31 protein-coding genes and 1 pseudogene are annotated in these 25263 nt (G+C 54.6%); 15 read left to right on the top strand and 17 right to left on the bottom strand.

Annotation, left to right across the window (positions count from 1 at the left end; all coding sequences use genetic code 11):
- The first annotated feature begins 236 nt into the window (after nt 1–236).
- Nucleotides 237–449: a hypothetical protein gene (locus SHEW_RS17175; protein WP_041406740.1), complete on the top strand. Its 213-nt coding sequence runs from the start codon at nt 237–239 to the stop codon at nt 447–449.
- 81 nt (nt 450–530) lie between these two features.
- Here the strand turns inward: SHEW_RS17175 and SHEW_RS17170 are convergent, their stop codons facing one another.
- The 15 genes from SHEW_RS17170 to SHEW_RS17100 all read right to left on the bottom strand — a co-directional run bounded on the left by SHEW_RS17170 (nt 531) and on the right by SHEW_RS17100 (nt 12265).
- Nucleotides 531–779, bottom strand: a complete 249-nt coding sequence (locus SHEW_RS17170; protein WP_011867115.1) for a hypothetical protein — start codon at nt 777–779, stop codon at nt 531–533.
- Between the two features lie 119 nt (nt 780–898).
- Nucleotides 899–2161: a sensor histidine kinase gene (locus SHEW_RS17165; protein WP_011867114.1), complete on the bottom strand. Its 1263-nt coding sequence runs from the start codon at nt 2159–2161 to the stop codon at nt 899–901.
- An 11-nt stretch (nt 2162–2172) separates the two neighbouring features.
- Nucleotides 2173–2856 (bottom strand): response regulator transcription factor, encoded by a 684-nt coding sequence (locus SHEW_RS17160; protein ID WP_011867113.1) that lies wholly within the window; start codon nt 2854–2856, stop codon nt 2173–2175.
- Nucleotides 2857–2960: 104 nt separating this feature from the next.
- Nucleotides 2961–4328: a magnesium transporter gene (gene mgtE / locus SHEW_RS17155; RefSeq protein ID WP_011867112.1), complete on the bottom strand. Its 1368-nt coding sequence runs from the start codon at nt 4326–4328 to the stop codon at nt 2961–2963.
- A gap of 100 nt (nt 4329–4428) precedes the next feature.
- On the bottom strand, nt 4429–4704 hold the full coding sequence (locus SHEW_RS17150) for an HPr family phosphocarrier protein (RefSeq protein ID WP_011867111.1): 276 nt from the start codon (nt 4702–4704) through the stop codon (nt 4429–4431).
- Nucleotides 4697–5545 (bottom strand): RNase adapter RapZ, encoded by an 849-nt coding sequence (gene rapZ, locus SHEW_RS17145; RefSeq protein ID WP_011867110.1) that lies wholly within the window; start codon nt 5543–5545, stop codon nt 4697–4699. Before rapZ ends, SHEW_RS17150 begins: the two co-directional genes overlap by 8 nt.
- Entirely contained in the window at nt 5542–5985 is a 444-nt protein-coding gene (gene ptsN, locus SHEW_RS17140; protein WP_011867109.1) for a PTS IIA-like nitrogen regulatory protein PtsN, read from the bottom strand. Before ptsN ends, rapZ begins: the two co-directional genes overlap by 4 nt.
- Before the next feature lie 2 nt (nt 5986–5987).
- On the bottom strand, nt 5988–6275 hold the full coding sequence (hpf, locus tag SHEW_RS17135; RefSeq protein ID WP_011867108.1) for a ribosome hibernation promoting factor: 288 nt from the start codon (nt 6273–6275) through the stop codon (nt 5988–5990).
- Nucleotides 6276–6305: 30 nt separating this feature from the next.
- The gene (locus tag SHEW_RS17130) at nt 6306–7793 is read right to left on the bottom strand and encodes an RNA polymerase factor sigma-54 (RefSeq protein ID WP_011867107.1); all 1488 of its coding nucleotides are present in this window, start codon (nt 7791–7793) and stop codon (nt 6306–6308) included.
- Nucleotides 7794–7927: 134 nt separating this feature from the next.
- Nucleotides 7928–8659 carry an LPS export ABC transporter ATP-binding protein gene (gene lptB, locus SHEW_RS17125; protein WP_011867106.1) on the bottom strand — a complete coding sequence of 244 codons (732 nt, stop codon included), beginning with the start codon at nt 8657–8659 and terminating at the stop codon, nt 7928–7930.
- Entirely contained in the window at nt 8656–9201 is a 546-nt protein-coding gene (gene lptA, locus SHEW_RS17120; protein WP_011867105.1) for a lipopolysaccharide transport periplasmic protein LptA, read from the bottom strand. The genes lptB and lptA overlap by 4 nt, the downstream gene beginning before the upstream one ends.
- Nucleotides 9188–9745, bottom strand: a complete 558-nt coding sequence (lptC, locus tag SHEW_RS17115; protein WP_011867104.1) for an LPS export ABC transporter periplasmic protein LptC — start codon at nt 9743–9745, stop codon at nt 9188–9190. Before lptC ends, lptA begins: the two co-directional genes overlap by 14 nt.
- A complete protein-coding gene (gene kdsC / locus SHEW_RS17110) occupies nt 9742–10293 on the bottom strand; it encodes a 3-deoxy-manno-octulosonate-8-phosphatase KdsC (RefSeq protein WP_011867103.1) in 552 nt (183 codons plus the stop codon). Before kdsC ends, lptC begins: the two co-directional genes overlap by 4 nt.
- 1 nt (nt 10294) lies before the next feature.
- Complete coding sequence (locus SHEW_RS17105; RefSeq protein ID WP_011867102.1) at nt 10295–11272, bottom strand: KpsF/GutQ family sugar-phosphate isomerase; 978 nt, start codon at nt 11270–11272, stop codon at nt 10295–10297.
- A gap of 33 nt (nt 11273–11305) precedes the next feature.
- On the bottom strand, nt 11306–12265 hold the full coding sequence (locus tag SHEW_RS17100; RefSeq protein ID WP_011867101.1) for a calcium/sodium antiporter: 960 nt from the start codon (nt 12263–12265) through the stop codon (nt 11306–11308).
- A 234-nt stretch (nt 12266–12499) separates the two neighbouring features.
- Here SHEW_RS17100 and SHEW_RS17095 point away from each other — a divergent pair, with 234 nt between their 5' ends.
- The 8 genes from SHEW_RS17095 to SHEW_RS20860 all read left to right on the top strand — a co-directional run bounded on the left by SHEW_RS17095 (nt 12500) and on the right by SHEW_RS20860 (nt 17436).
- Nucleotides 12500–13309 carry an ATP-binding cassette domain-containing protein gene (locus SHEW_RS17095; protein ID WP_086023639.1) on the top strand — a complete coding sequence of 270 codons (810 nt, stop codon included), beginning with the start codon at nt 12500–12502 and terminating at the stop codon, nt 13307–13309.
- Complete coding sequence (gene mlaE, locus SHEW_RS17090) at nt 13296–14081, top strand: lipid asymmetry maintenance ABC transporter permease subunit MlaE (RefSeq protein ID WP_011867099.1); 786 nt, start codon at nt 13296–13298, stop codon at nt 14079–14081. Before SHEW_RS17095 ends, mlaE begins: the two co-directional genes overlap by 14 nt.
- Before the next feature lie 71 nt (nt 14082–14152).
- On the top strand, nt 14153–14626 hold the full coding sequence (gene mlaD, locus SHEW_RS17085) for an outer membrane lipid asymmetry maintenance protein MlaD (protein WP_011867098.1): 474 nt from the start codon (nt 14153–14155) through the stop codon (nt 14624–14626).
- Between the two features lie 11 nt (nt 14627–14637).
- Nucleotides 14638–15291 carry an MlaC/ttg2D family ABC transporter substrate-binding protein gene (locus tag SHEW_RS17080; RefSeq protein WP_011867097.1) on the top strand — a complete coding sequence of 218 codons (654 nt, stop codon included), beginning with the start codon at nt 14638–14640 and terminating at the stop codon, nt 15289–15291.
- Entirely contained in the window at nt 15291–15584 is a 294-nt protein-coding gene (locus tag SHEW_RS17075; RefSeq protein WP_011867096.1) for an STAS domain-containing protein, read from the top strand. The genes SHEW_RS17080 and SHEW_RS17075 overlap by 1 nt, the downstream gene beginning before the upstream one ends.
- A 15-nt stretch (nt 15585–15599) precedes the next feature.
- Nucleotides 15600–15851 carry a BolA family protein gene (locus SHEW_RS17070; protein WP_011867095.1) on the top strand — a complete coding sequence of 84 codons (252 nt, stop codon included), beginning with the start codon at nt 15600–15602 and terminating at the stop codon, nt 15849–15851.
- Nucleotides 15852–15866: 15 nt separating this feature from the next.
- Nucleotides 15867–17126 (top strand): UDP-N-acetylglucosamine 1-carboxyvinyltransferase, encoded by a 1260-nt coding sequence (gene murA, locus SHEW_RS17065; RefSeq protein WP_011867094.1) that lies wholly within the window; start codon nt 15867–15869, stop codon nt 17124–17126.
- A 151-nt stretch (nt 17127–17277) separates the two neighbouring features.
- A complete protein-coding gene (locus SHEW_RS20860; RefSeq protein WP_190272399.1) occupies nt 17278–17436 on the top strand; it encodes a hypothetical protein in 159 nt (52 codons plus the stop codon).
- Nucleotides 17437–17555: 119 nt separating this feature from the next.
- On the opposite strand, the gene degS is transcribed toward SHEW_RS20860, so the two are convergent.
- Both degS and degQ read right to left on the bottom strand, forming a co-directional pair.
- On the bottom strand, nt 17556–18635 hold the full coding sequence (gene degS, locus SHEW_RS17060) for an outer membrane-stress sensor serine endopeptidase DegS (RefSeq protein WP_011867093.1): 1080 nt from the start codon (nt 18633–18635) through the stop codon (nt 17556–17558).
- Nucleotides 18636–18772: 137 nt separating this feature from the next.
- Entirely contained in the window at nt 18773–20125 is a 1353-nt protein-coding gene (degQ, locus tag SHEW_RS17055; RefSeq protein WP_011867092.1) for a Do family serine endopeptidase DegQ, read from the bottom strand.
- A 310-nt stretch (nt 20126–20435) separates the two neighbouring features.
- Between degQ and zapE the strand changes: the two genes are divergently transcribed.
- The 6 genes and pseudogenes from zapE to SHEW_RS17025 all read left to right on the top strand — a co-directional run.
- The gene (gene zapE, locus SHEW_RS17050; protein WP_011867091.1) at nt 20436–21542 is read left to right on the top strand and encodes a cell division protein ZapE; all 1107 of its coding nucleotides are present in this window, start codon (nt 20436–20438) and stop codon (nt 21540–21542) included.
- 273 nt (nt 21543–21815) lie between these two features.
- Nucleotides 21816–22247 (top strand): 50S ribosomal protein L13, encoded by a 432-nt coding sequence (gene rplM / locus SHEW_RS17045; protein ID WP_011867090.1) that lies wholly within the window; start codon nt 21816–21818, stop codon nt 22245–22247.
- Between the two features lie 15 nt (nt 22248–22262).
- Nucleotides 22263–22655, top strand: coding sequence for a 30S ribosomal protein S9 (rpsI, locus tag SHEW_RS17040; protein WP_011867089.1), 393 nt, complete (start codon nt 22263–22265; stop codon nt 22653–22655).
- Nucleotides 22656–22761: 106 nt separating this feature from the next.
- Nucleotides 22762–22950, top strand: a complete 189-nt coding sequence (locus SHEW_RS17035; protein ID WP_011867088.1) for a DUF2065 domain-containing protein — start codon at nt 22762–22764, stop codon at nt 22948–22950.
- 66 nt (nt 22951–23016) lie between these two features.
- Nucleotides 23017–24312, top strand: a complete 1296-nt coding sequence (locus tag SHEW_RS17030) for an adenylosuccinate synthase (protein ID WP_011867087.1) — start codon at nt 23017–23019, stop codon at nt 24310–24312.
- A gap of 380 nt (nt 24313–24692) precedes the next feature.
- Nucleotides 24693–25259 (top strand): annotated as a pseudogene (locus SHEW_RS17025) (tetratricopeptide repeat protein); the annotation flags it as partial.
- Nucleotides 25260–25263 lie beyond the last annotated feature (4 nt).

Raw genomic sequence — 25263 nt, 5'->3', positions numbered from 1 at the left:
TTTTGCCAGTTGTGTCGGTGACGGCAAGGTGGCTAGGACCTGGTGATACACTTTGTCGCAATTAAGCCGCGCTCGATTGGTTGGTAATAACCCGCTCTGCTTCAGTGAGTTAGCTCTCACTAACGTAACCCCCTCTCGAGGGGGCTGACTGGCTTAAGTTTTGTTTAATTTTTCATCGCTACTCTGAGGTCGAAGGTGACTCCTGGTCACCCAGAGACTAAGTGTAAGGGTTGTGTATGATAGGTTTTGGCAGCGCCAGCAGTTCTGCAGGAGCAGATGTCGCAGTAAATATCATCACCTACCTGGGAGCCGGATGCTTGTTGGTGGTGGTCATAGGGTTTGCAATTGCCCTGTATCAGGAGTGGCAGATGGTGCGCCGCTTCGATGCCGAGAAGCAGAGGCAGAGATTCTTCGATAGCCTCTCCAATATTACGCCGCGTTCCCGTTAGCGGCGTACTATCCTAGCGCCTTTTCGCCGCGCTATTGATTCGCCGGTGGCCGAGCTTAACCATTTTGTTGAGCTTGAAAGCCTAGTTGAGCGATAACCTGGCCTGCTCGGCGACCAGAGTCATGATTTCCCGATTCAGGCTGAGCTGCTGGCTCTGGCCTATCTCTTCCCTACCTAGCGCATTTAGCCGCGCATCTATCGCGCCCCGTTGTGGATGACCGCCTAGAGGGTGCGGGTAAGGCGCTTCTTCATGGCTTGGTTCCCCGTCAAATTGAGGTTGCCAAAAGGCGTCTGTGTCATTGGTGTGCCATTGTGTCTTGAGTGAAAACAAGGGAAAGCCTCCTAGTGCGTGACCGCGCTAGGATAAGCGAAACTTATGCCAATTAGATGACAGGCGGAAAACTGGGTCTTGAGTGAGTGATTACTCGGCTCAGCACCTATCTTGCACCATCAGGAGGCATGGGTTGATGCAGGAAAGTGCAATCTGGCGATGCAGCCCTTGTCGCAATTGCTGAGGCTAAAACGCCACTGATAACGCTGACACAGGGCCTCGACTATCTCCAGCCCTAAGCCATGGCCCTGAGGGCGAGTGTCGCTGCTGCTCATGCCGCGGCCCTGATCTTTCACCGAGATCCCCTCATCGTCGACGCTGATGGCGATACAGCCGCTGTCGCTGGCGTTGATGGCGTTATTGAGCAAGTTGATCAGTAACATGCGCAGTACCGCCTCGCTGGGGGCTATCTGCGGCGTGGCATCTAGGGTGAGGCCTAATTGGATCTGTTTCTGGCTCGCCAGCGGTTCGACCTCGGCAAGGATCTGCTTTAGCTCTTTCTCCTGTAGCGGCCTGAGGTCGGGTGAACTCAGCCCCTTCTCCTGTTTCACCAGGCTAAGTAGCGCGTCTATGATGTGCTGCATATTGCTGGCGGCCTTGGCGATACGGCCTCGTTGTCGCTGCATAAACTCGGGTTTGCCCTCCTGTTCCAGCAGACGGCTGGCCCCCTGAATAATGGTCAGCGGAGTTCTCAGTTCATGGCTGGCGTAGCGGGAGAAGGCCTGTTCCCGGCGGATCAGCAGGGCGATCTGCTGCTGATAATGGTTGAGGCTGGCGGTGAGGGCATGAAATTCCTGGGTGGCATCCTTGGAGACTCTAAAGCTCTGGTCGCCCTCCGAATCCTCGAGCTGCTCGCTGATGGCGCGAATGGGCGCGATCAGCCTGCGGGTGAGCAATGTGATGGCAAAGCCGAACAGGGCAAACAGCATCAGGGTGACGGCCAGGATCACCAGGCTGATGTTATTCCACTCGTTGCGGCTCAGCTCTACCTGCTCGGCATTCATCACCAGAATCAGGGGATGTGTCGCCTCGCCTTCGCCATATTGGCCGCGAAAGATGAAGATATCTTCCTTGAAGGTGTCGTGCAGCTCATCGAGAAAACCGACGGGCAGATCGATAATGCCCTGATATTCATCGGGTAAGCTGGCGGCATCGTTATAGGCCACTATAGTGGTGCTCAACACCAGCGGCGACTCGGCGCCCTGCTCGAATGCCGCCATAGCGCTAGGCGCTATCTGCTCCAGACTGCGGCGGTTGAGCTCATCTTCGACCCAGTAGAGGATAAATATACTGAGCAGGTAGAGGATGGCGGCCACCAAAAGGGCGATCCCCCCGAAGTAGAAACTTAGCTTGCGAGTCAGACTCTTGGCGGTTTTTTGCACCTGTTGGGCCTCTATTGGTTCACGTCTAACCGGAAGCCTATCTTAGGCACGGTGAGTATGATGGGGGTGTCGAAGGGTTTATCCACCTGATTTCTCAGCTGGTACATGTGGCTGCGCAAGATGTCGCTGTTGGGCGGTTCTTCTCCCCACAGGTGCTGTACTATCTCCTCTCTCTTCACCACGTTGGGGGCGCGGGAGATCAGCAGGTGCAGGATCTGATAGCAGCTTGGGGTCAGCTGCAGCTTCTTGCCATCGCGGTAGGCGGTGTGCTCGGCGATGTTGAGGGTGAGCGGCCCGCACTGCTGACAGCCCTGGGCGACGCGCCCGAGCTGACGCTTGATCAACGCCAGCAGTCGCACGTGCAGCTCATCGAGATCGAACGGCTTAGTCAGATAGTCGTCGGCGCCACTATGAAAGCCTTGCAGCAGATCTTGTTTGTCGTCCAGCGCCGTCAGCATCAATATGGGCACGCTGGAGCCCTGCTGACGTAGGGCCTTGGCCACGGCGTAGCCGTCCATCTTGGGCAGCATGAGATCCAGCACTATGGCGTCGAAGTGCCCTTCGGTGGCGAGGCGCAGGCCGAGCTCGCCATTGCTGGCATAATCCACCTGAGCTCCTTGGGATTCGAGATAGTCTCCCAGGACACCGGCGACATCGGCATTATCTTCTATGATGAGTATTTGAGTATTTTGCATGACAGTTCTCTGGCCGGATGACTCTACCTATCCTAGCGTGAAAAAGATGTCGATAACATTGAAATTCAAGCGCATCCGATTGGGCTTTGGGATGCGCTTACTGATCAATTTAGCAGGAACAGGGTCGCCAGGCCGAGGAAGGCGAACAGGCCGATCACATCAGTGACTGTGGTCAGCACCATGCCACCGGCCAGTGCGGGATCGACGTTAAACTTCTTCAGCAGCAGTGGGATACAGGCGCCGGCCAGACCGGCCACCGTCATGTTGATCAGCATGGCGCCGCCGATCAGTCCGCCCAGGGCGATGTCGCCCTTCCACAGCCAGACGGCGGCAAACACCAGCATGGACCAGAGCAGGCCGTTGAGAAAGCCGATGGCCAGCTCCTTGCCGATCAGCCAGCGGGAGTTACTCTGGCCTATCTGCCCCAGGGCGATACCGCGGATCACCAGCGCCAGGGTCTGGTTGCCGGCGACGCCACCCATACTGGGGACTATGGTCATCAAGATGGCGATGGTGGCAAACTGCTCCAGGGTGTTCTCGAACATGTTGCTGACCGAGGCGGCCAGCAGGGCCGCAAACAAGTTGATGGTCAGCCAGAGGGAGCGTCTCAGGGTACTCTTGACCACAGGGCCGAAGGTATCTGTGTCGTCGTCCATCCCCGCCATCCCCATCATGGAGTGTTCGGCGTCTTCACGGATCACGTCGACGATATCATCGATGGTGATACGCCCCAGCAGACGGTTGGTCTCCTCTTCGACCACGGGGGCCGAGACCCAGTCGTGACGCTCGAACAGCTGGGCGACCTCGCCGTCATCCATGCCCACGGGGATCCCTTCGAGATCGTCGTTCATGATCTCCCGCACCGAGGCATTGGGGTCGCAGGTCAGCAGGTCGGTAATGCGCACACCGCCCAGCAGGCTGTCGCGCTTATCCACCACATAGAGGGTATCGGTGGCATCGGGCAGCTCGCCGCGGATCCTCAGGTAACGCAGGATCACGTCTATGGTGACATCGGGGCGCACGGTGACCGTATCCGTGTTCATGATACTGCCGGCGGTGTCTTCCGGGTAGGAAAGGGCTTGCTCCACCCTGGCTCTGTCTTGCGCCGTCATCGACTGCAACACCTGATTGAAGACGCTGTCGGGCAGACTACGCAGTATGTAGGCCAGATCGTCCGTGTCCATGCCTTCGGCTGCCTTGGCGACGCGCTCGGGGCTCATCTGGGTGATCAGGGTATCTTTGAGTTCTTCGCCCAGCTCGTCGAGGATCTCCCCCGTGTGCTGCTGATCGATCAGTTGCCAGAGCACCTGACGGGTGCGCGGCGGAGAGGATTCCAGGATGAAGGCGATATCTGAGGCGGCCATGTCGTGCAGCATGCTGCGCACATGGACAAACATGCCGCTGCCTAAGGCTTGAGTGAGCTGATTAAGGCGTTGATCTGTGGTTTCACTATCTAACACTTCGATCGGCATAGCTCCTCCTTTGGCAGTTGATTGAACGGCTTGGGTGGTAGGCTTGTAAGTCTATGATAAGTATAGGACGAAATTAAGCGGGCACCGCAAAGCGAGCCGATTATACGGCCTCATCGAATTTGGCGTCAATAAGGGCGCTGATGGCATCCAGGGCCGCCTGGGCATCTTTGCCTTCGCTGGTGATGGTGATGGTTTTACCCATGCCGGTTTCGAGCATCAGGAGGCCGAGTACACTGGCGGCTGAGGCCTGTTTATCGCCCTGGATCAGGGTGACCTCGGCGTCGAACTTGGCAGCGAGCACAGCCAGTTTGGTCGCCGCTCTGGCGTGCAGGCCCAACTTGTTGCAGATGGTCAGCTCGCGAGCCAACTTAGTCATGCTTTAGCTCTCTATGGCGCGCCTGAACCTTATGCTTGCCCTTGTTGAACAGCTTGGCGAGCTGGTCGGTCACATAGACAGATCTGTGTTGGCCGCCGGTGCAGCCGATGGCGATGGTGAGGTAGCTGCGGTTGTTGCGCTCCAGGTGTGGTAACCAGGTCTCCAGCAGGTTTTCGATCTGCCAGATGAACTTGTTGACCAGTGGCTGCTGACTCAGAAACTGCTGCACTGGCTCATCCAGGCCAGTCAGTGGCCTCAGCTCAGTTTCCCAATGGGGATTGGGTAGGAAGCGCACGTCAAACATGAAGTCGGCTTCGGTCGGCATGCCATATTTAAAGCCGAAGGACTCGAAGTTGATCACCAGCTCCTTGTCGACCGTGCCCAGCAGGATCTCGCGCACCTTGTCGCTCAACTCATAGATGTTGAGGTTAGAGGTGTCGATATAGTGATCCACCAGTTTAGCTATGGGGTCGAGCAGCTTGCCCTCGAGCTGAATTGCCTCCTTGAGGGAGACCTTAGAGCGCGACAGCGGATGTAGCCTGCGGGTCTCGCTGTAGCGCTTGAGCAGTACATTGTCGCTTGAGTTCAGGAAGAAACTTAAGATTTCGGTATCTTTGGGGAGCTTGGCCAGCTGCTTTTCCAGCTGGATCTCTTCGCTGGGCATGTTGCGCACATCGACGCTGATGGCCACGAGATCGCTGCGCCCCTTGAGCTGCTCCAGCAGGGACTCCATCATCTGCAAGGGCAGATTGTCGACACAGTAGTAGCCTAGATCTTCTAGGACCCTGAGTGCGACGGATTTTCCCGATCCTGAGCGTCCGGATACCAAAACCAATTTCATTGGGTGATCACCTGATAGAGTTCGGATTCATCTTGGGTCTTTCTTAGCTGCTTCATGATCGCCTTATCATTGAGCTTCTCGGCCATAGCGGCCAGGGTGCTAAGATGTTGCTCGCATTGATCTGCGGGCACCAATAACGCAAAAAGGATATCGACGGGCTGATTGTCAATGGCATCGAATGCGATTGGTTCAGCACATTTCACCAGTACGGCCACGGGTTGATCTATGTTAGTCAGCCGTCCGTGAGGAATCGCGATACCATTGCCTATACCTGTGCTGCCCATTTTCTCTCGAGCCAGAAGGCTTTCAAATATTTCTTGAGAGGAGAGGGTGGGGTACTGGACAGCGGCTAAGTCGCTGATAAGCTCCAGTACCTTTTTCTTACTGCCCGGAGTGGCGCAGGTGGTGCACTCCGGCCGCAGGATGGTACTCAGTTCCATCGTTAATGTTTAGTAAGCTTCTCTTTGTGTTTAATGACCTGACGATCGAGTTTGTCAATCAGGGAGTCTATCGCGGCATACATGTCCGCATGTTCGGATGTTGCGAACACTTCTCCGCCACGGAGATGTAACTTTGCCTCAACCTTCTGTTGCAACTTTTCGACATTTAATACAACGTGCACATTATTGATCTGATCGAAATGACGTTCAAGCTTTGTGAATTTCTCTTCGATGTAGCTTCGTAGAGATTGGGTGATCTCGATATGGTGCCCAGTCAGGTTTATTTGCATAAAGATAGTCCTCCAGTTTCCAGGTTTGTTTTATAAGCTCTTGCGCTGATTCGAGGGCGGTATAAGCATTGCCTCGCGATACTTGGCAATGGTGCGTCTAGCCACCTTAATCCCCTGTTCGGCCAAGAGTTGAGCCATCTTGCTGTCGCTCAATGGCTTTTTCTGGTTTTCCGCAGCAACCAGCTTCTTAATGAAGGCACGTATTGCTGTTGAAGAGCACTCTCCGCCATCGTCGGTACCGACGTGACTGGAGAAGAAGTATTTAAGCTCGAAGATCCCTCTCGGGGTATGCATATATTTTTGCGTGGTCACACGTGAGATGGTGGATTCATGCATCTCCACCGCCTCGGCGATGTCGTTCAGTACCATGGGCTTCATCGCCTCTTCGCCAAATTCGAAGAAGCCTTGCTGGAAGTCGACGATACAGTTGGTCACCTTGAGCAGGGTCTCGTTGCGACTCTCCAGGCTCTTGAGGAACCATTTGGCTTCCTGCAGGTGGCCGCGAATAAACTGGCCATCCGCCTGACTCTTAGTGCTGCGGGCCATGGCGGCATACTGCTGGTTGACGTTGATCTTAGGCATGCTGTCTGGGTTGAGCTCGACTACCCAGCGTCCCTTCTTCTTGGTGACGGTCACATCCGGGATCACGTACTCGTCGCGGCTGGCGGTGATGGCGAGACCGGGACGGGGATTCAGGGTCTGAATAAGGGCGATGGCATCCCTCAGCTCATCTTCCTTGAGCTTGGTTTTGCGCATCAGCAGACGGAAGTCGCGTCCGGCGATGAGATCCAGGTGCTCCTTGATCAGCATGCGGGCGTTGGCGATGTGCGGGGTATCGTCGCTGTATTGGGCCAGCTGAATGGTCAGACATTCGCTGAGATCACGGGCCGCCACGCCAATAGGGTCGAAGTGTTGTACTCGCTTGAGCACCGCTTCGACCTCGTCGAGTTCGATCTCTGGGTCGCCCATGGCCTCGAGAATATCTTCGCAGGTCTGGGTCAGGTAACCGCGCTCGTCGATAGCGTCGATGATGGCGGTAGCGATGGCCAGGTCGTTATCGGAAAAAGGGGTCAGGTTCTTCTGCCATTCCAGGTGTTCATACAGACCTTCGCTGGTCTCGCCCTGAAAAGGCATGTCGTCGTCGCGCATGGCGCCCGAGCTTGAGTTTGGTGAGGCGGTGTAGACCTCATCCCAGGTGGTATCCACCGGCAGCTCGTCTGGCATAGAGTCTTGAGTCAGGGCATCAGAGGTCTCGACCCCTGAGTTATCCTGGCTCGAATCCAGCTCTATCTTGTCGTCGTACTTGTTGTCGAAGCTGTCGGTGACGCCATCGTCTTGCAGCTCGATGCTGGCGCTCTCCTGCTCTTCATCCAACTCCAGTAGCGGGTTGGATTCTAATGCCTGCTGGATCTCCTGCTGCAACTCTAATGACGACAACTGCAACAGACGTATGGCCTGTTGTAGCTGGGGCGTCATGGTGAGATGCTGACCCATTTTGAGCTGAAGTGACGCTTTCATCGTACTGCTATTCCCTTGTTTCTAATTATAAAATGAGAAAGCTCTGGCTATATGTGCCGGACAAATATATCGGATAGTTCCTAAGGCCACAATTAACGCGTGGTTTTTCCTCTGTGGCCCCATTATAAGATTAACTATAGCTTGAATTGTTCACCTAAGTACACTGCTCGTACTTGCTGGTTGTCTAAGATTTCGGCGGGTGTGCCCTCGGCGATCAGATTACCATGGCTGACGATATAGGCTTTCTCGCAGACGTCTAATGTCTCGCGCACGTTATGGTCGGTGATCAACACCCCCAGGCCGCGATTCTTGAGCTGTTCGATGATCTTCTTGATGTCGATTACCGAGATGGGATCGACCCCGGCGAACGGCTCGTCGAGAAGAATAAACTTAGGGTTGGCGGCTAGGGCCCTGGCGATCTCCACCCGGCGACGTTCACCGCCCGAGAGCGCCATGCCGTGGCTGTCACGGATATGGGTGATGTGAAACTCTTCCAGCAGGTGTTCCAGCTCCTCTTCGCGGCCATCGTTATTAAGATCGCTGCGGGTCTGGAGCACGGCCATGATGTTGTCCCGCACCGAGAGCTTACGGAAGATGCTGGCTTCCTGAGGCAGGTAGCCTATGCCTTTGCGGGCGCGTAGGTGCATTGGGTCTAGCGTCAGGTCGTCATCGTCGATAAAGATGCGGCCCTTGTCGCTCTGTACCAGGCCGACGACCATGTAAAAGGTGGTGGTCTTGCCGGCGCCGTTTGGCCCCAGCAGGCCGACGATTTGCCCGGTCTTGACCGTGAGGCTCACGTCTTGGACAACGGCACGACTCTTATAGCTCTTGGCGAGGTTCTCCGCCTTCAAGATCAGGTCTGTCATTGTTTTTCCTGTTCTGGTTTCTTCTCGGGCTTCTGCTCTGGCTGGATCTGTTCCTGATAGTTCTCAGGCTGAATGATAGTGATCACTCTGTCTTTGCCTGTGCTCTCGGCGATCAGCTGTTGCTGTTCTATGTTGTAGCGGATCTGCGACCCCGTGACCTGGCTGCCTTCCTGTTCCAGGGTGGCGTCGCCAATGAGCGTCAGGGTGCGGCTGGAAAGCTCGTAGCGGATCTCCTTGGCGCTGGCCGAGGCGGGACGGCCATCTTCCATCACCTGCGAGTAGGTGGCCGGGTTGCCGGTGGCGATCAGTATCTTGCCGCTGTTCTTCTCTTTGCTGAAGGCGCGTAGTTCACTGGCCAATATCTTGATTGAGCCTTGGGTGACCTCGACCGGACCGTGGAAGATGATCTGGTTGTTCTTAATGTCGGCTTCCTGGCTGGCGGCAGAGATCTTAACCTCTTGCAGCAGGTCGTTCACCTTGGCATAGGCGCCAACACTGACCAGGGGCAGCAGGCCCGCAAGAATAAGGCTATTTAGTTTCATATGTTCCTTCTACCTGACTCGTCAGTTTGATATTTTGGGCGTTGAGATCGGCATATAAGCCTTCCCCCGTGATGAGGAAATCACGCCCTGTGATCCGAATGCTTCTGTCGGATGTCATAATCATAGTATTGAGATCCAGCTCCAGATAGGTGGTCTCTATGGTCTGAATCGGTTCCTCTGGGCTAATGGCGTCAATGATAACATTATTTTCCAGGGTGACCCGTCCGCTATTTTTGTCCAGTGTGCCCTTGGTGGATCTCAGGCGCCACTGGGCATCGCCGTTGTCGGGGTAGACCAGATAGATGGGCTGGGTAAAGTAGGTCTGGTTGCGCTCGGCGTAATGCTCCATGTGACTGGCCGATACCCGGCTGTTGATGCCACCCTCATCATTGTATTGCACGCTCTTGAGATCCCGGACTATGTAGTCGGGACGATCGACATTATCCAGGGCCAGCTCTTCGCTGCCCTTTTTCGACTGAACCTGCCAATAAAGGATCAGTGCTGTGCCGAAGAAGGCGATGATCGCCAGCGTGACTCTGTTCATATGCTCATTCCGTGGGCCGAGGCAAACTTATCCTGGCTGAGCAGGATGAGATCCGTCAATTCACGCAATGCGCCGTGGCCGCCCTTGATATGGGTAACCATGTCGGCGTGTTGGCGTACATAGGGATGACCGTCGGCCACGCAGACAGACAGGCCAACCTGCTCCATCACGGGCAGATCCACCATGTCATCGCCAATATAGGCAACTTCCTCAGGCCTCACCTTATAGAGGTTAAGCAGCTCCTGATAAGGCTCGAGCTTGTTGTCGACGCCCTGGTAGATGTGGGTGATACCCAGGGCCGTCATGCGATCTTCCACTATCTGCGACTTACGCCCCGTGATGATGGCCACCGGAATATCGCTGGTCAGCAGCGAGCGGACGCCATAGCCGTCGCGGGTATGGAAGGTCTTGAGTTCGTCGCCCGAATTGCTCATATAGACTAAGCCATCGGAGAAGACGCCGTCGACGTCGCAGATCAAGAGTTTGATCTGTTTAGCCTTCTGCCAGACTGCGTCGGTTATCGGGCCGTAAAAACCTTGATGTGCCATGTTAGATCACCCCCGCCTTGACCATGTCCAGCATATTGAGCGCACCAATCGGCTTCTGCTGCTCGTCGGTGACAATCAGGCCGTTGATCTCCTTCTCGTCCATCACCTTGAGGGCCTGGGCGGCTAAGATGCCTTCGCTAACGGTGACGCAGCCATGGGTCATTACCTCTGAGATGGAGGTCTTGCGCAGGTTGATCTCGGCGTCGATCACCCGGCGCAGGTCGCCGTCGGTGAAGATACCCACCAGCATGCCCTGGCTGTTGACTACGCCTGTCATGCCGAGCCCCTTCTTGGAGATCTCATATAGGGCCTCAGTGATGCAGATATCTTCTGCCACCAGAGGCAAGTCGTCACCCTTGTGCATCACGTCGCTCACCTTGAGCAGCAGCTTGCGTCCCAGGCTGCCACCGGGGTGGGAGAGGGCGAAATCATCTTTGGTGAAGCCTCTGGCCTGCAGCAGGGCCACCGCCAGGGCATCGCCCATGACGAGTGTCGCCGTGGTGCTCGAAGTGGGCGCCAGTCCGAGCGGGCAGGCTTCTTCCGGTACCTCGATACACAGATGAACGACCGAATGCTTGGCCATGTTGGACTCAGGCTTGCCCGTCACCGCGATGACGGGCAGCCCCATACGCTTGATCACAGGCATCAGGGTTAAAATTTCGCTGGCCTCGCCCGAGTTGGAGATGGCGAGTACGATATCGTTCTCGCTCAGTACGCCCAGGTCGCCATGGCTGGCCTCGCCGGGGTGGACGAAGAAGGCTGGGGTGCCTGTGCTGGCCAGGGTGGCCGAGATCTTGTTACCTATGTGGCCGGATTTGCCCATGCCCATCACGATCACCTTGCCGGTGCAGGCGAGGATCAGTTGGCAGGCCTTGGCAAATTCACTCGAGTCGACATATTGATACAGGTTGTCCAGCGCGTTGCGCTCGGTATCGATAACCTTGCGTCCCCATTGACGTAATTGATCTGCATCTACCATCTTGTTCTCTCTATTTTGTCGGCCTAAACGTTATTAGGATAGGAAAAGTGTGACTTGGTACGCGATAAAAGTCGCTAATAACACACCGCCATGCCAGGGGCGTAGTTGGCGGGCCTTGCCGGTTAATAAAATCAGTATGGCCAGGGCAACGCTGGTTGCCATCACCATGTAAAAGTCGCGACTGCTGGCGGCGGCATCTACTGCGCCTGGGGCGATAAGGGCGGGTAGCGCCAGTACCGCAAGAATGTTAAACAGGTTCGAGCCGACCACGTTGCCTATGGCAAGGTCGTCCTCTTTCTTCAGCACGCCGGCCACACAGGCCGCCAACTCAGGCAGGCTGGTGCCGACGGCGATAATGGTCAGGCCTATGACTAAGTCTGACATATGGAAGGCCTTGGCGATACCCACGGCGCCCTGCACCATCCAGTCGGCAGACAGGGGCAGCAACACTAAGCCAATCACCAGCCAGAGGATCGCCTTAGGCGTAGGCACATCTTTAGGCACCTCGCTCTCGGCCTCGTCGATCAGGGGATCTTTCTCCTTGTTGACGATCGCATGCCAGATCAGATACCCCATGAGGGCGAAGAAGAGTGCCATCAGCACCAGTCCCTCGACGCGGGTCAGCTGGCCATCGTGAAGGAAATAGCCCGCCAGCGCCGTGGCGCCTAGCATCATAGGGATTTCTCGCTTGAGTGTCTGTGAGCTTACCGAGATTGCGCCTAACAGGGCGGTGATCCCCAGGATCAGCGTGATATTGGCGACGTTGGAGCCCAGGACATTCCCTATGGCGGTGTCTGTCATGCCTTCGAGGGAGGCGGTGGCTGCCACAAACATTTCCGGGGCCGAGCTGCCCATGGCGACTATGGTGAGGCCAATTAACATGGGCGGCAGGCCGAGATTACGGGCGAATGCCGCGGCGCCGAAGACAAATTTGTCGGCACTCCAGACAAGGGCACCCAAACCAGCAATCAGTAAGAAAATATTAAATAGCATCGAAAATCTTTTTGTTTAAGAGTCTGCCGCGCATTTTCGCTGGATTTGAACAAAATTGAAAGTATTGCGCAAAGATAGTGTCGATTCAGTTGTGCACAATCCGTCAATTTCGTACAATTTGCCTCTTTTCCTGCCGCCTAACCATGGAACGCATTAGGTCCCGTTATGAGTCATCAATCGTTAAGTCATGACAGCCAAGCCAAGGGTGAGACTAAGCCGATGGAACAAGCGCCGATGGAACACGTGCAGCCATTGGTGGAGATTAGCCATCTGGGCTTCAGTCGTGGCACCCATGTTATCTATGACGACGTCAGTCTCACCATCCCCAGGGGGAAGGTGACCGCCATCATGGGACCCAGTGGCATAGGCAAGACCACCCTACTCAAGCTGATCGGTGGTCAGCTGCGGCCGGACTCAGGGGTCATCAAGGTCGATGGCGTTGACGTGCATAAATGCAATCGCAGCGAGCTGTTTGCCCTGCGCAAACGCATGAGTATGCTGTTTCAGAGCGGCGCCCTGTTTACCGACATGAATGTGTTCGACAACGTCGCCTTCGCCCTGCGGGAACACTCGGACCTGCCCGAGGCGATCATTCGCCGCATCGTACTGATGAAGCTCGAAGCCGTGGGGCTCAGAGGCGCGGCGCAGATGATGCCGAGCGAGCTCTCCGGCGGTATGCAGAGACGTGCGGCCCTGGCCCGCGCCATCGCCCTGGAGCCAGAGTTGGTGCTCTATGATGAGCCCTTCGCCGGACAGGACCCCATCTCCATGGGGGTGCTGGTGAAGCTGATCCGTGAGCTGAGTGATGCGCTGAGCCTCACCTCTGTGGTGGTGTCCCATGACGTGCAAGAGGTGCTGGGGATCGCCGACTATGTCTATGTGCTGGCCGACAAGAAGGTGATCGCCCACGGCACGCCTGCCGAACTGAAGGCGGCAGACAACCCTAAGTTGAAACAGTTTATCGGCGGCGAGCCCGACGGGCCCGTGCCATTTCATTTTCCCGCCCAGGATTACCAGAAGGAGATGTTAGGTGAGCGTGATTGATCAAATCGCCCGCTTAGGTCGTGGTGCGATCGATAGTGTCACCGGCCTGGGACGTGCCGGACTCATGTTGTGGGGCGCCATCGCCAAGATACCCAGGGTGCGCAAGGGCACGCCTCTGCTGATCAAGCAGCTGTACGTGATTGGCGTGCAGTCCATGGTGATCATCCTGGTCTCCGGCCTCTTCATCGGTATGGTGCTGGCGTTGCAGGGCTATAATATTTTGGTGGGTTTCGGCACTGAAGACAGCCTGGGGCCCATGGTGGCGCTCAGTCTGCTGCGTGAGCTGGGGCCCGTGGTGACCGCGCTGCTGTTTGCCGGACGCGCCGGCTCGGCGCTCACCGCCGAGATAGGTTTGATGAAGAGCACCGAGCAGCTCTCCAGCCTGGAGATGATGGCTATCGATCCCCTGCGTCAGGTGATCGCGCCGCGCTTCTGGGCCGGGGTGATCAGCCTGCCGTTACTGGCTCTGATGTTTACCGCCGTGGGCATCTATGGCGGCCATCTGGTCGGGGTGGAATGGAAGGGGATCGACAGCGGTAGCTTCTGGTCTATCCTGCAGGCCTCGGTAGAGTGGCGTCAGGACATAGTGAACTGTCTGATCAAGAGCCTGGTATTTGCCGTAGTGGTGACTTGGATAGCCCTGTATCGCGGCTATCATGTGATCCCCAATCCCGAGGGGATCAGCCGGGCGACCACCCAAACCGTGGTGCAGTCCAGCTTGGCGGTATTGGCGCTGGACTTCCTGTTGACGGCCATGATGTTTGGCCGCTGATTAAATTTTGTTTATGGATAAACCTATATATTTGCCATCGTGGTATGTATAGAACTGAGTGGTAATTGAGTATGTTGACTCGAAAAATTGAACTATTAGTTGGCTTGTTTATTCTGTCGGGCCTGATGGCCTTTCTGGTGTTGGTGTTCAACGTGGCCAATGTCGAGGTGAAGCCTGGCCAGAGCCACTACACACTGTATGCCAAGTTCACCAACATAGGTGGCCTCAAGGTGCGCTCACCGGTCAAGGTGGGTGGCGTGGTGGTCGGCAGGGTGACGAACATCAGCCTAGATCCTGAGGAACTGGTGGCCGTGGTCGAGCTGGCCATGGACAATCAATACGATCAGTTCCCCGAGACCAGTAGCCTGTCGATCCTCACCTCGGGTTTGTTGGGTGAGCAGTTCTTGGGACTGACGCCAGGATTTGTGATGGATGATATCGGCATGCTCAAAGATGGCGATCGTATCGACGATACCCACTCGGCCTTAGTGCTCGAAGATCTCATCGGCCAGTTCTTATACAGTATGAAGTCTAAAGAAAATTAATAGGGACGAATATGAAACAGTTGTTGCAAATACTCTTCTCCTCCATGTTATTGCTGATCGGCGGTGCCGTTAGCGCCGAGGAGATCTCGGTCAATACCAAGGACCCCTATGCCATGGTGGAATCTGTGGCCAACAAGACTTTTGCCCGTTTTCATCAGGATATTGCCACAATTCAGGCCAATCCAGACCATCTTAAGGTGATAGTCTCTGACGAGTTGATGCCTTATATCGATTATAAGTATGCCTCTTATAAGGTGATGGGGCCCTACCTGCGTCAGAGTACGCCGGATCAGCGCGAGCGTTTCGCCGAGGCCTTTAAGACTTATCTGATCGCGACTTATGCCCAGGCATTTACCGAGTATACCGATCAGCAGGTGGAGTTTGCCCCGGCTAAGGGGTTCGACGGTGAGAAGATGGTAGATGTCAACGTACAGATCATCGAGCAGGGCCGTCCGCCTATCAAGCTGATCTTCAGGGTGCGTCGTTTGAAGGACGATACCTGGAAGGCGTTCGACTTGGTGGCCGAAGGGGTGAGTCTGCTCTCCTCTAAGAGCGCGGAGATCACTAACCTGATCCGCCAAAACGGCATAGATGCGGTAATAAAAGAGCTGGAGACCCACACAGATAACCATATCAGCTTGGTTAACAAGGGGACTAAGCTATAATGCTGAGCTTTAACCAGGCGGCGGGGCAGTGCCAAGTCAGCGGCGAGCTGTCTCAGGCGGCTGTGGTGGAGCTCTGGCCTAAGCTGGAGACGCTACTCGATGGTGCCTGTGACCGACTGGATCTTGCCGGCGTCTCCTATAGCGACAGCGCCGGTGTCGCCCTGCTGCTGCATCTGGTGGCAGAGCAGCAGAAAAAGGGTCAGTCGCTGGTGCTCTGTAATCCGCCGGCGCAACTGCAAAAGTTAATAGATTTATATGATTTACAAGACTTCTTCACCGAAGAAGCCAAATAAAAGGGTTATCCGTTTATGGAATGTAATGAGATTGAACAGCTGCTTAGCCAAGCGCTGACACTGGATGAAGTACACGTGAGCCAGGATGGGACACACTATAAGATTGTTGCCGTCGGTGAGTGTTTCGACGGTGTGAGCCGCGTGAAGCAACAGCAGATGATCTACGGCCCTTTGATGGAACATGTGACCAGTGGGGCGCTGCATGCCATCACTATCAACGCCTTTACCCCTACGCAGTGGAAGCGTGAAAAAATCTTCAACATGTAAGGCTAGAGACTCATAGTGGATAAATTAACAATTCAGGCCAGTGGTGCACTGGCCGGTGACGTGGTGATTTCTGGCGCCAAGAACGCCGCCCTGCCGATCCTGATGGCCGGCGTGCTGGCCGAGACAGACTTCGTGGTCAGCAACGTGCCTAACCTGAGGGACGTCAACACCAGCTGTGAGCTGCTGCGCTGTCTTGGTGCCGAGGTGAGCCGTAGCGACGAGGGTAAGATCACCATCTCTACCACCCATCTCAACGAGTTCTGCGCGCCCTATGAGCTAGTGAAGACCATGCGCGCCTCTATCTTGATCTTGGGGCCCTTGCTGGCTCGCTACGGCACCGCCGACGTCTCTCTACCCGGTGGCTGCGCCATCGGCGCCCGCCCGGTTAACCTGCACCTGCATGGTCTGGAGCAGATGGGCGCGAAGATCGAAGTGAAAGAGGGCTATATCAAGGCCCGCGTCGATGGTCGTCTCAAGGGCGCCCATATCTTCATGGACATGATCAGCGTCGGTGCCACAGAGAACCTGCTGATGGCGGCGGCCCTGGCCGATGGCGAGACGGTGATCGAGAACGCGGCCCGTGAGCCAGAAGTTATCGATCTGGCCAACTGCCTTAACGCCATGGGCGCTAAGATTAGCGGTGCAGGTAGCGATACCATTCGCATCCAGGGTGTCGAATCCCTTAGCGGCTGCGAATATCGCGTGATGCCAGACCGTATCGAGACAGGTAGCTTCCTGGTGGCCGCGGCGGTAACCAAGGGCAAGATACGTTGTGTCGATGCCGATCCTAAGACCCTGGAGGCCGTGCTCGCCAAGCTGGAAGATGCTGGCGCCAGCATCACCACGGGGGAAGATTGGATCGAGCTGGACATGCAGGGCCAACGTCCCAAGGCGGTCAACATCAAGACCATGCCTTACCCAGGTTTCCCGACGGACATGCAGGCGCAGTTCTGTGTACTTAATGCCCTGGCGGAAGGTACGGCGACCATTACCGAGACCATCTTCGAGAACCGTTTCATGCATGTGCCCGAGCTTATCCGTATGGGCGCCAACATGGAGCTGGAAGGCAATACCTGTATTATCAAGGGTTGTGAGCTGCTTAACGGCGCTCAGGTGATGGCGACGGATCTGCGCGCCTCGGCGAGCCTGGTGATTGCCGGCCTGGTGGCCGACGGGGTGACCACGGTAGATCGTATCTATCACCTCGATAGAGGCTACGAGCATATCGAAGATAAGTTTAAGGGCCTGGGCGGCGAAGTCGTACGGGTCAGCTAAGCCTAGCTTTATCTTACAAAGCCACCTTAGGGTGGCTTTTTTGTGCCTGAAGCATGGATGACGCAACTGCTCACAAAATAATGCAGGTAATTTACATAGGCTAAGCTTATGATTGGTGGGTAGGCCAATTTGAATATGCTAAGGAGAGTATATGGCACATGGCAAAAGGATGGCGTTGTTAGTGGGGCTGCTGATCGGCGCCCTGATCTGTTACGGCGTGGGCATGCACATGGGGGCCTTGAGCCTGCTGGTCGTCGGCGCGCTGCTCGAGTGTGGTTTCTGGTTGCGGCTATTTAAGAGCCCAAGCTAATGCGAGGAACAAGTACTTCGCAATCACGAGAGAATAGATAAAAGAAAAGCCAGCGAATGCTGGCTTTTTTGTCTGCGGACTTTGGTCGCTATTATTCAGAGCCCGTTACTCAGAGGCAATTACTCAGAGCCAAGGTTTTCCCCTATGGTGACAGGTACCTCATAATACTTGCCGCTGCGGATAATGGTCATGGTCACCTGAGTGCCGGGTGGCGTCTCGGCAATCCTATCCATCAGCATCTCGACGCCGGGAACGGTTTCGTCGTTAAACTTAGTGATAACGTCTCTGGGTCTCAGCTTAGCCTGGGCGGCCGGTCCCTGATGATCTACACCTGTGACCATGACACCGGTCAGATCCGGCAGGTTAAGGATCTGCGCCATCACTGGGTTGATCGCCTCGCCTGTGATCCCCAGTGCACCACGGATCACCCGGCCATCTTTGATCAGCTTACCCATGATGCTGTGGGCCAGCTTGATGGGGATGGCGAAGTTAATGCCATGGCCACCACCTTCGCCACCAATCTGGAAGGCGGCGGTGTTGATGCCGATCAGGCGGCCGCTGGTGTCGATAAGCGCGCCCCCCGAGTTGCCCGCGTTGATGGCGGCATCTGTCTGCAGGAAGTCCAGATAACCAGAACTCAGGCCGTTACGGCCGGTGGCGCTGATGATCCCTTGGGTGATGGTCTGCCCCAGGTTATAGGGGTTGCCTATGGCTAGCACCACGTCGCCCACCTGTGCCGGCACGTCTAAGTTGATGGGCACCACGGGCAGGGTATCGCCCTCTATCTTAAGCACCGCCAGGTCGGTGACAGAGTCTGACCCCACCACCTCTGAGGTAAACTTGCGGCCATCTTGCAGGGCGACCACTATCTCGTCCGCCTTCTTAACCACGTGATAGTTGGTGAGTATGTAGCCCTCTTTGCTCATGATCACGCCTGAACCCAGCCCTTGCAGGGAGCCCGAGTTGAGCGGGCGGCTCTGATCTATGCTCAGACTATAGATGTTGACCACAGCGGGTGCCGCGCGGCGCACCGCCTGAGAGAAGGAGAGTTCTATCCCGTTTTGTCCCCGGCTCTGGAAGAAGTTACCGTGATTGGCAGTGCCTGTTATCCATGGGGTGATGACCAGAAAGACGGCGGCCATGATGAGGCCGAAAAAAACTGCTTTCGCGATGTAAATTACCGTGTCTTTAAGCGTCATGATTTAAGGTGTTATGGGATAAGTAGCGTTAGATTAACATGTTTATTTATAGGGCACTATTGGCCTAACTGCATAAGCTAGAAATAAAAGAGGCCACAACACGGGTGTGTAAACCCTGTCATGGCCTCTAGTGCGGCTTATCTCAGAACCAGATAGAGGCTGTTGTCACCGCGCAGCAGTTTCAGGGCCACGGCGCCGTGTTGCTCCTTCAGCTCCGCCTTGAGCTCCTTAAGATCTTCGATACGGGTACGGTTGACCCCGACTATGATATCGCCCTTAAGCAGGCCACTGGCCGCTGCCGGAGAACCTTGGGCGATCTCGGTGATCTCGACCCCCTTCTTATTGTTCTCCAGGGTGGCACCCGCCAGCATTGGATGTACGGCGCCCGCCGCGGTTTCTGTCTGCTGGCTCGCCTCGCCTAATACTGCGGTGACCGTCTTCTCATCGCCGTCGCGGATAAGACCGAGTTTCACCTTGGCGCCGGCGCCCATGGTGCCTATCTTGGCTCTCAGCTCCTGGAAGGATTTGATCGGCTTATCGTTGACGCTGACTATGATATCCCCAGCCTTGATGCCCGCCTTGTCGGCGGCGCTGTCAGGCATGACTTCATTGACGAAGCCGCCGTGCTGCGAATCCAAGCCGAAGCCCTGGGCCAGCTCGCTGTCTAAGTCACGACCACTGACACCTAGTACGCCGCGGCGCACCTCGCCGTGTTCGATCAGTTGATCCACTAGGTTGTTGACCATGTTGGCGGGAATCGCGAAGCCGATACCCACGTTGCCGCCGCCCGGAGCGACGATGGCGGTGTTGATGCCGATCAGCTCACCGTTGAGATTCACCAGGGCGCCGCCCGAGTTACCGCTGTTGATGGCGGCGTCTGTCTGAATGAAGTTCTCCAGCATCTCGATACCTAGGCCGCTGCGGCCCATGGCGCTGACGATACCCGAGGTGACCGTTTGGCCTAAACCGAAGGGGTTACCGATAGCCACGGCAAAGTCGCCCACCTTGAGTTCATCCGAGTCGGCGCGCTTGAGGGCCACCAGGTTCTTGGCTTCTATCTGTAGCAGGGCCACGTCTGACTCGGCATCGGTACCGATAAGCTTGGCCTCGATCTCACGGCCGTCATGCAGGCCAATCAAGATCTCGTCGGCGCCTTCGATCACATGGTTGTTGGTGACGATATAGCCTTTCTTAGCATCTATGATGACGCCCGAACCCAGACCCTTGAAGGGACGCTCTTGCACCTGTTCTCTGGGAGCATTAGGGCCGAAGAAGTAGCGGAACGCATCGGGCAGACGCTGCTTAGAGACATGGGTGCCAGAGACGGCGACGGCAACCACGGCTGGGGTGGTTTTCTCCAGCATGGGGGCCAAGCTGGGCAGCGCTTGCCCCTCGACGGCCAGTGGAATGGCGGCTTGAGAAACGGCAGGCATAACCATCAGGCTCGCGCCGAGCAGTGCGGCGGAAAGTAGTGATAATTTCGTTTTCATCTATTCATGACTCCAATGTTGCAATTATGAACTTATGACTCTGTAGATATAAGGCTACTCGGACGTAAATCAAGTGATTAAATAATGCTGTGTTACTCAATCCGACTATCGCCTTCTCGATAAAGTTCAGGTGATTAACAAAGGTTAATTTTTCGTTAGTCTTCATCGACTAGCGAGCGATAAAGCCCTGGTCGTCCCATTAAGGCTTGTCTGTACCTGCCAAGGTTTTAGCTTGGCCCACATATACCCTGGGATCGATTGTCGTGATACCATCTGGCGGTTGAATTAAGGATAGAAGAGAATAATTTCAGTGTCGCATCTCACCCCCTGGCAGCATTATCAAGCCGATCTACAACGTGATGACTTTTCCTATGACCCTGCTCAGGAGCAGGCGGTCAAGGCCCTGCAACGTGTCTATGATGAGTTGCTGGCGGCGCAGCAAAAGCCCTCGGGGATGGCGAAACTATTGGGTTTCCTGGCTAAGCCAGCTCCTCAGGTGCAAGGCTTGTATCTCTGGGGCGGGGTAGGGCGCGGCAAGACCTATCTGATGGACACCTTCTATGATGCCCTGCCGGGCGAGCGTAAGCTCAGGGCGCACTTTCACCGTTTCATGCATCAGATCCATCTGGATCTCGACGGTCTCAAGGGGCAACGAGACCCCCTGTTAGTGATCGCCAAGCGGATGGCCGAGCGTTATCAGGTGATCTGTTTCGACGAGTTCTTCGTCTCCGACATCACAGACGCCATGTTGCTGGGCACCCTGTTTCAGGCGCTATTTGCCGAAGGGGTAGCTCTGGTCGCCACCTCAAATATCATTCCCGATGAGCTCTATCGTAACGGCCTGCAGCGGGCGCGCTTCCTGCCGGCGATTGCGCTGATCAACAAACACTGCCAGGTGCTGAATGTCGACAGCGGTATAGATTATCGTCTGCGCACCCTGGAGCAGGCGGAGATCTACCATTATCCGCTGGATCCTCAGGCCGATAAAAACCTGCTGAGTTACTTCCAGCAGCTGGCGCCCGAATCGGAGGTCTCCCGCGAGGCCATAGATATCGATGGCCGCGAGATAGGCATACGTCAGCAGGCACAGGGCGTGTTGCTGATCGATTTTCGTGACCTGTGCGACGGCCCCCGCAGCCAGCGCGACTATATGGAGCTAGCATGTCTCTATCACACCGTATTACTCAGCGGCGTCGAGCAGATGGGTAGCCAGAGCACGGGAGATGACATCGCCCGCCGTTTCTTGGCCATGGTGGATGAGTTCTACGAGCGTCATGTGAAGCTGATCATCTCGGCCGAGGTGGCGCTGGAGGAGATCTACACCCAGGGGCTGCTGAGTTTCGAATTCAGACGCTGCCGCTCGCGCCTGACCGAGATGCAGTCTCACGATTATCTGGCGCTAGAACACCTGCCATAGGGCGAGTTTCAACCGATAAAGGGCGCTTTTTGCCCTTTCGCCGCCAAATCGATCCTAAGCTGAGTAAATCATTTAAATTAGCTGAAAAAATTAGGTGATTTTTAACTCAGCTTTGTCTATAATTCGCGACCTGCCCTCGTTACTCCGCTAAAACGGCGGAAGTTGTAAAGCCTTATTCTTTGCTCGAAGGGGCGGAGAATGGCATTTTTTGTGTTGTTATTTATTAAAAAATAATGGCATTTGAGACAGAATTTAAACATTGGGTTTTTGTAAATGAAGACTACATATACTGCTACACCAGAAACAGTGACGCGCGAATGGTTCGTTGTTGACGCTGAAGGTAAAACTTTAGGTCGTATCGCGACTGAAATCGCTCGTCGTCTACGTGGCAAGCATAAGGCAGAATACACTCCTCACGTTGATACTGGCGATTACATCATCGTTATCAATGCTGAGAAAGTAACTGTAACTGGTAACAAAGCAGCAGCTAAGACTTACTACTCTCATTCTGGTTTCCCAGGTGGTATCAAGCAGATTACTTTCGATAAGCTGCAAGATCATAAGCCAGAAATGATTATCGAGAAAGCAGTAAAAGGTATGTTGCCAAAAGGTCCTCTAGGACGTGCCATGTACCGTAAACTGAAAGTTTACGCTGGCGCAGAGCACAACCACGCTGCACAACAACCACAAGTTCTTGATATCTAATCCGGGAGTAAGCTAATGTCTGCAACTCAGTACTACGGCACTGGCCGTCGCAAAACATCTACTGCTCGCGTATTCGCTAAAGTAGGTAGTGGTAACATCGTCGTGAACCAACGTCCACTTGACGAATATTTTGGTCGTGAGACTGCTCGTATGGTTGTTCGTCAACCTCTAGAGCTAGTTGAAATGACTGAAAAGCTAGACATCTATGTAACTGTTAAGGGCGGTGGTATCACTGGCCAAGCAGGTGCAATCCGTCACGGTATCACTCGTGCCCTGATGGAGCTTGATGAAGCTCTACGTCCATCTCTACGTGCCGCTGGTTTCGTTACCCGTGATGCTCGTAAAGTTGAGCGTAAGAAAGTCGGTCTACGTAAAGCACGTCGTAAGCCACAATTCTCAAAGCGTTAATATTACGCTGCGAAGATTGGAAAAACCCAGCCTTGTGCTGGGTTTTTTTATGGCTGTTTTCTGCTATTTTTAAACCCTAATTGTTCGCTACAGGAAACACACCCAGATGACATTCCAACTCCTGATGCTGGTTTTGGCCATAGTGCTGATTATCGAAGGGATAGGTCCGCTTTTATTTCCGAATCGTTGGCGGGCATATTTGCAAGAAATTTCCAGCCAAAATCAACGGGTTTTACAAAGGTTGGGTGGTGCTTTAGTGACCGCAGGCGTGGTCATATTGATTATTTTTTCATAAATTACTTGCCACTTCCCCCCCAAGATCTGCTAAAATCCCGTTTTAACCACTACCTTGCAGCAAATAATGGGCAAAAACGTTGTAGTTCTCGGCACCCAATGGGGTGACGAAGGAAAGGGTAAGATAGTCGATCTACTTACCGAACAGGCCAAATATGTCGTTCGTTATCAAGGTGGCCACAATGCTGGTCATACACTTGTTATCGATGGTGACAAAACCGTTCTTCATCTTATTCCATCAGGGATTTTACGCGATAATGTAAAATGCATTATCGGTAATGGTGTTGTGCTTGCGCCCGACGCACTGATGAAAGAGATCAACATGCTTAAAGAGCGTGGCGTCCCTGTAGAGGAGCGTCTGCTTATCTCCGAAGCGTGTCCGTTAATCCTTCCTTTCCATTGTGCCTTAGATATCGCACGTGAAAAAGCACGCGGTAACAAAGCTATTGGTACAACGGGTCGTGGTATCGGTCCTGCTTATGAAGATAAGATCTCTCGTCGCGGTCTTCGCGTTGGCGATCTGTTTAATGCAGAACTGTTCGCCGAGAAACTGAAGGAAGTGATGGCATATCACAACTTCATGTTGACCGAATACTATGGTTGCGAAGCGGTTGATTACGAGACCACGCTAAAAGATGCGTTGGCTATCGCCGACTATCTGAAGAGCATGTGTACCGATGTTACTGAGCTGCTGGATCAGGCTCGTAAGAATGGCGACAACATTTTGTTCGAAGGCGCTCAGGGCACGTTACTGGATATCGACCACGGTACTTATCCATTCGTAACCTCTTCAAACACGACTGCCGGTGGTGTAGCAACAGGTTCAGGTTTCGGTCCACGTCATCTGGATTATGTCTGCGGTATCATCAAGGCATACACCACACGTGTGGGTGCGGGTCCTTTCCCAACTGAACTGCGTGACGAGATCGGTGATCACTTAGGTACTAAGGGTCAAGAGTTTGGTGCGACCACAGGTCGTAAGCGTCGTCCAGGTTGGTTAGATATCGTTGCCATGAAGCGCGCGGTTCAGATCAACAGCATCAGCGGTTTCTGCTTGACTAAGCTCGACGTACTCGACGGCTTGAAAGAAGTGAAGCTATGTGTGGGTTATCAGTACCCAGATGGCAGCATCTCTACCGTAACTCCGCTGGCAGCCGAAGGCTACGAGCAGGTAACACCTGTGCTCGAGACTATGCCTGGTTGGAGCGAAAGCACCTTCGGTGCGACCTCTATCGATCAACTGCCACAGGCAGCGCTCGACTATATCAAGCGAATCGAAGAGCTACTGGAAACGCCAGTCGACATTATCTCAACGGGTCCCGACAGAAACGAGACCATGATTCTAGTGAATCCGTTCAGTTAATCATAAGGGCCGCGTTAAGCGGCCTTTTTATTTTTAGGGTCTAGCCTAGAGTAGCGAAAGCGAGCCTGGTTAGCATAAGCTCAGCCAAATAGGCTAGATTAGCGATAAGCGTGTAATCGCTTTTTAAGCTAACGCCGCAGCGGCCGATAAGATAAGGTATACTGCCTAAGTCTGTCATAGAGATAAGGCGTGAGATCAATCTAGAGACCTTAACTAACGTAACAGTTAATGTAAGAGTTAAGGTAGGAGTTAAGGCAAGAGTGATGACGAGATTAGTATGCGTTATTTTGCTGGCCTGTCTATCGACGCTGGCCCAAACCCAAGTACAAGCCGAGGCACAAGCCGTTAAGGCTAGCGATAACAAGTCTGCCGATAAGAAGGCGGAGCTCAAGGCGGTCAACATCTACAGCCAAGAGCAGCTTGTCGAGATGATCCGCGACAAGTCTTACCTGACCCGCGTGAAGGGAGACGACTGTCAGCTGGTGCAAGATATCGAGGCCCGCGCCGAGGTATTGAAGCAGCCGCTGTACCAATATTTATGGGCGGAGATGCTGAACTATGGCATCTGCGTCAAGGCCAATCCGCCACGGGGGATCTCCATGCTACGCGACGCCGCAGAGCAGGGGAGCGCCGAGGCCATGGTCAGGATCGCCGAATATTACCATGATGGTAAGTTCGTGATCCAAGATAAGGAGCGTGCGGTGCAATATACACTGCCCGCTGCCGCCAGTGGCGATCTGCCTGCGCGCATGATGCTGGTCAGATTGTTTGGCGAAGGCTATGGTAGCCCCAGAGACTATGAGATGGGTTACCACTGGCTATACAACGATGTATTTAGTGATGAGGCGACCAAACAGGAAGCCCTGAAATTATTGATGGTGCTGGAAGCAAAGATGCCCGCAAGTGCAGTTGAGAGGGCTAAGCAGGCGCACCTGAGATCCCGGTAAACGC

The organism is Shewanella loihica PV-4 (genome assembly GCF_000016065.1).
GTDB lineage: Bacteria > Pseudomonadota > Gammaproteobacteria > Enterobacterales > Shewanellaceae > Shewanella > Shewanella loihica.
This window is presented reverse-complemented; position numbering and strand designations above follow the sequence as displayed.

Bases quoted from the DNA above. Each gene is read 5' to 3' on its own strand.
- SHEW_RS17175 (WP_041406740.1), top strand. From the start codon at position 237: ATGATAGGTTTTGGCAGCGCCAGCAGTTCTGCAGGAGCAGATGTCGCA.
- SHEW_RS17160 (WP_011867113.1), bottom strand. From the start codon at position 2,856: ATGCAAAATACTCAAATACTCATCATAGAAGATAATGCCGATGTCGCC.
- mgtE (WP_011867112.1), bottom strand. From the start codon at position 4,328: ATGCCGATCGAAGTGTTAGATAGTGAAACCACAGATCAACGCCTTAAT.
- SHEW_RS17150 (WP_011867111.1), bottom strand. From the start codon at position 4,704: ATGACTAAGTTGGCTCGCGAGCTGACCATCTGCAACAAGTTGGGCCTG.
- rapZ (WP_011867110.1), bottom strand. From the start codon at position 5,545: ATGAAATTGGTTTTGGTATCCGGACGCTCAGGATCGGGAAAATCCGTC.
- ptsN (WP_011867109.1), bottom strand. From the start codon at position 5,985: ATGGAACTGAGTACCATCCTGCGGCCGGAGTGCACCACCTGCGCCACT.
- hpf (WP_011867108.1), bottom strand. From the start codon at position 6,275: ATGCAAATAAACCTGACTGGGCACCATATCGAGATCACCCAATCTCTA.
- SHEW_RS17130 (WP_011867107.1), bottom strand. From the start codon at position 7,793: ATGAAAGCGTCACTTCAGCTCAAAATGGGTCAGCATCTCACCATGACG.
- lptB (WP_011867106.1), bottom strand. From the start codon at position 8,659: ATGACAGACCTGATCTTGAAGGCGGAGAACCTCGCCAAGAGCTATAAG.
- lptA (WP_011867105.1), bottom strand. From the start codon at position 9,201: ATGAAACTAAATAGCCTTATTCTTGCGGGCCTGCTGCCCCTGGTCAGT.
- lptC (WP_011867104.1), bottom strand. From the start codon at position 9,745: ATGAACAGAGTCACGCTGGCGATCATCGCCTTCTTCGGCACAGCACTG.
- kdsC (WP_011867103.1), bottom strand. From the start codon at position 10,293: ATGGCACATCAAGGTTTTTACGGCCCGATAACCGACGCAGTCTGGCAG.
- SHEW_RS17105 (WP_011867102.1), bottom strand. From the start codon at position 11,272: ATGGTAGATGCAGATCAATTACGTCAATGGGGACGCAAGGTTATCGAT.
- SHEW_RS17100 (WP_011867101.1), bottom strand. From the start codon at position 12,265: ATGCTATTTAATATTTTCTTACTGATTGCTGGTTTGGGTGCCCTTGTC.
- SHEW_RS17095 (WP_086023639.1), top strand. From the start codon at position 12,500: ATGGAACACGTGCAGCCATTGGTGGAGATTAGCCATCTGGGCTTCAGT.
- mlaD (WP_011867098.1), top strand. From the start codon at position 14,153: ATGTTGACTCGAAAAATTGAACTATTAGTTGGCTTGTTTATTCTGTCG.
- SHEW_RS17080 (WP_011867097.1), top strand. From the start codon at position 14,638: ATGAAACAGTTGTTGCAAATACTCTTCTCCTCCATGTTATTGCTGATC.
- SHEW_RS17075 (WP_011867096.1), top strand. From the start codon at position 15,291: ATGCTGAGCTTTAACCAGGCGGCGGGGCAGTGCCAAGTCAGCGGCGAG.
- SHEW_RS17070 (WP_011867095.1), top strand. From the start codon at position 15,600: ATGGAATGTAATGAGATTGAACAGCTGCTTAGCCAAGCGCTGACACTG.
- SHEW_RS20860 (WP_190272399.1), top strand. From the start codon at position 17,278: ATGGCACATGGCAAAAGGATGGCGTTGTTAGTGGGGCTGCTGATCGGC.
- degS (WP_011867093.1), bottom strand. From the start codon at position 18,635: ATGACGCTTAAAGACACGGTAATTTACATCGCGAAAGCAGTTTTTTTC.
- degQ (WP_011867092.1), bottom strand. From the start codon at position 20,125: ATGAAAACGAAATTATCACTACTTTCCGCCGCACTGCTCGGCGCGAGC.
- rplM (WP_011867090.1), top strand. From the start codon at position 21,816: ATGAAGACTACATATACTGCTACACCAGAAACAGTGACGCGCGAATGG.
- rpsI (WP_011867089.1), top strand. From the start codon at position 22,263: ATGTCTGCAACTCAGTACTACGGCACTGGCCGTCGCAAAACATCTACT.
- SHEW_RS17035 (WP_011867088.1), top strand. From the start codon at position 22,762: ATGACATTCCAACTCCTGATGCTGGTTTTGGCCATAGTGCTGATTATC.
- SHEW_RS17030 (WP_011867087.1), top strand. From the start codon at position 23,017: ATGGGCAAAAACGTTGTAGTTCTCGGCACCCAATGGGGTGACGAAGGA.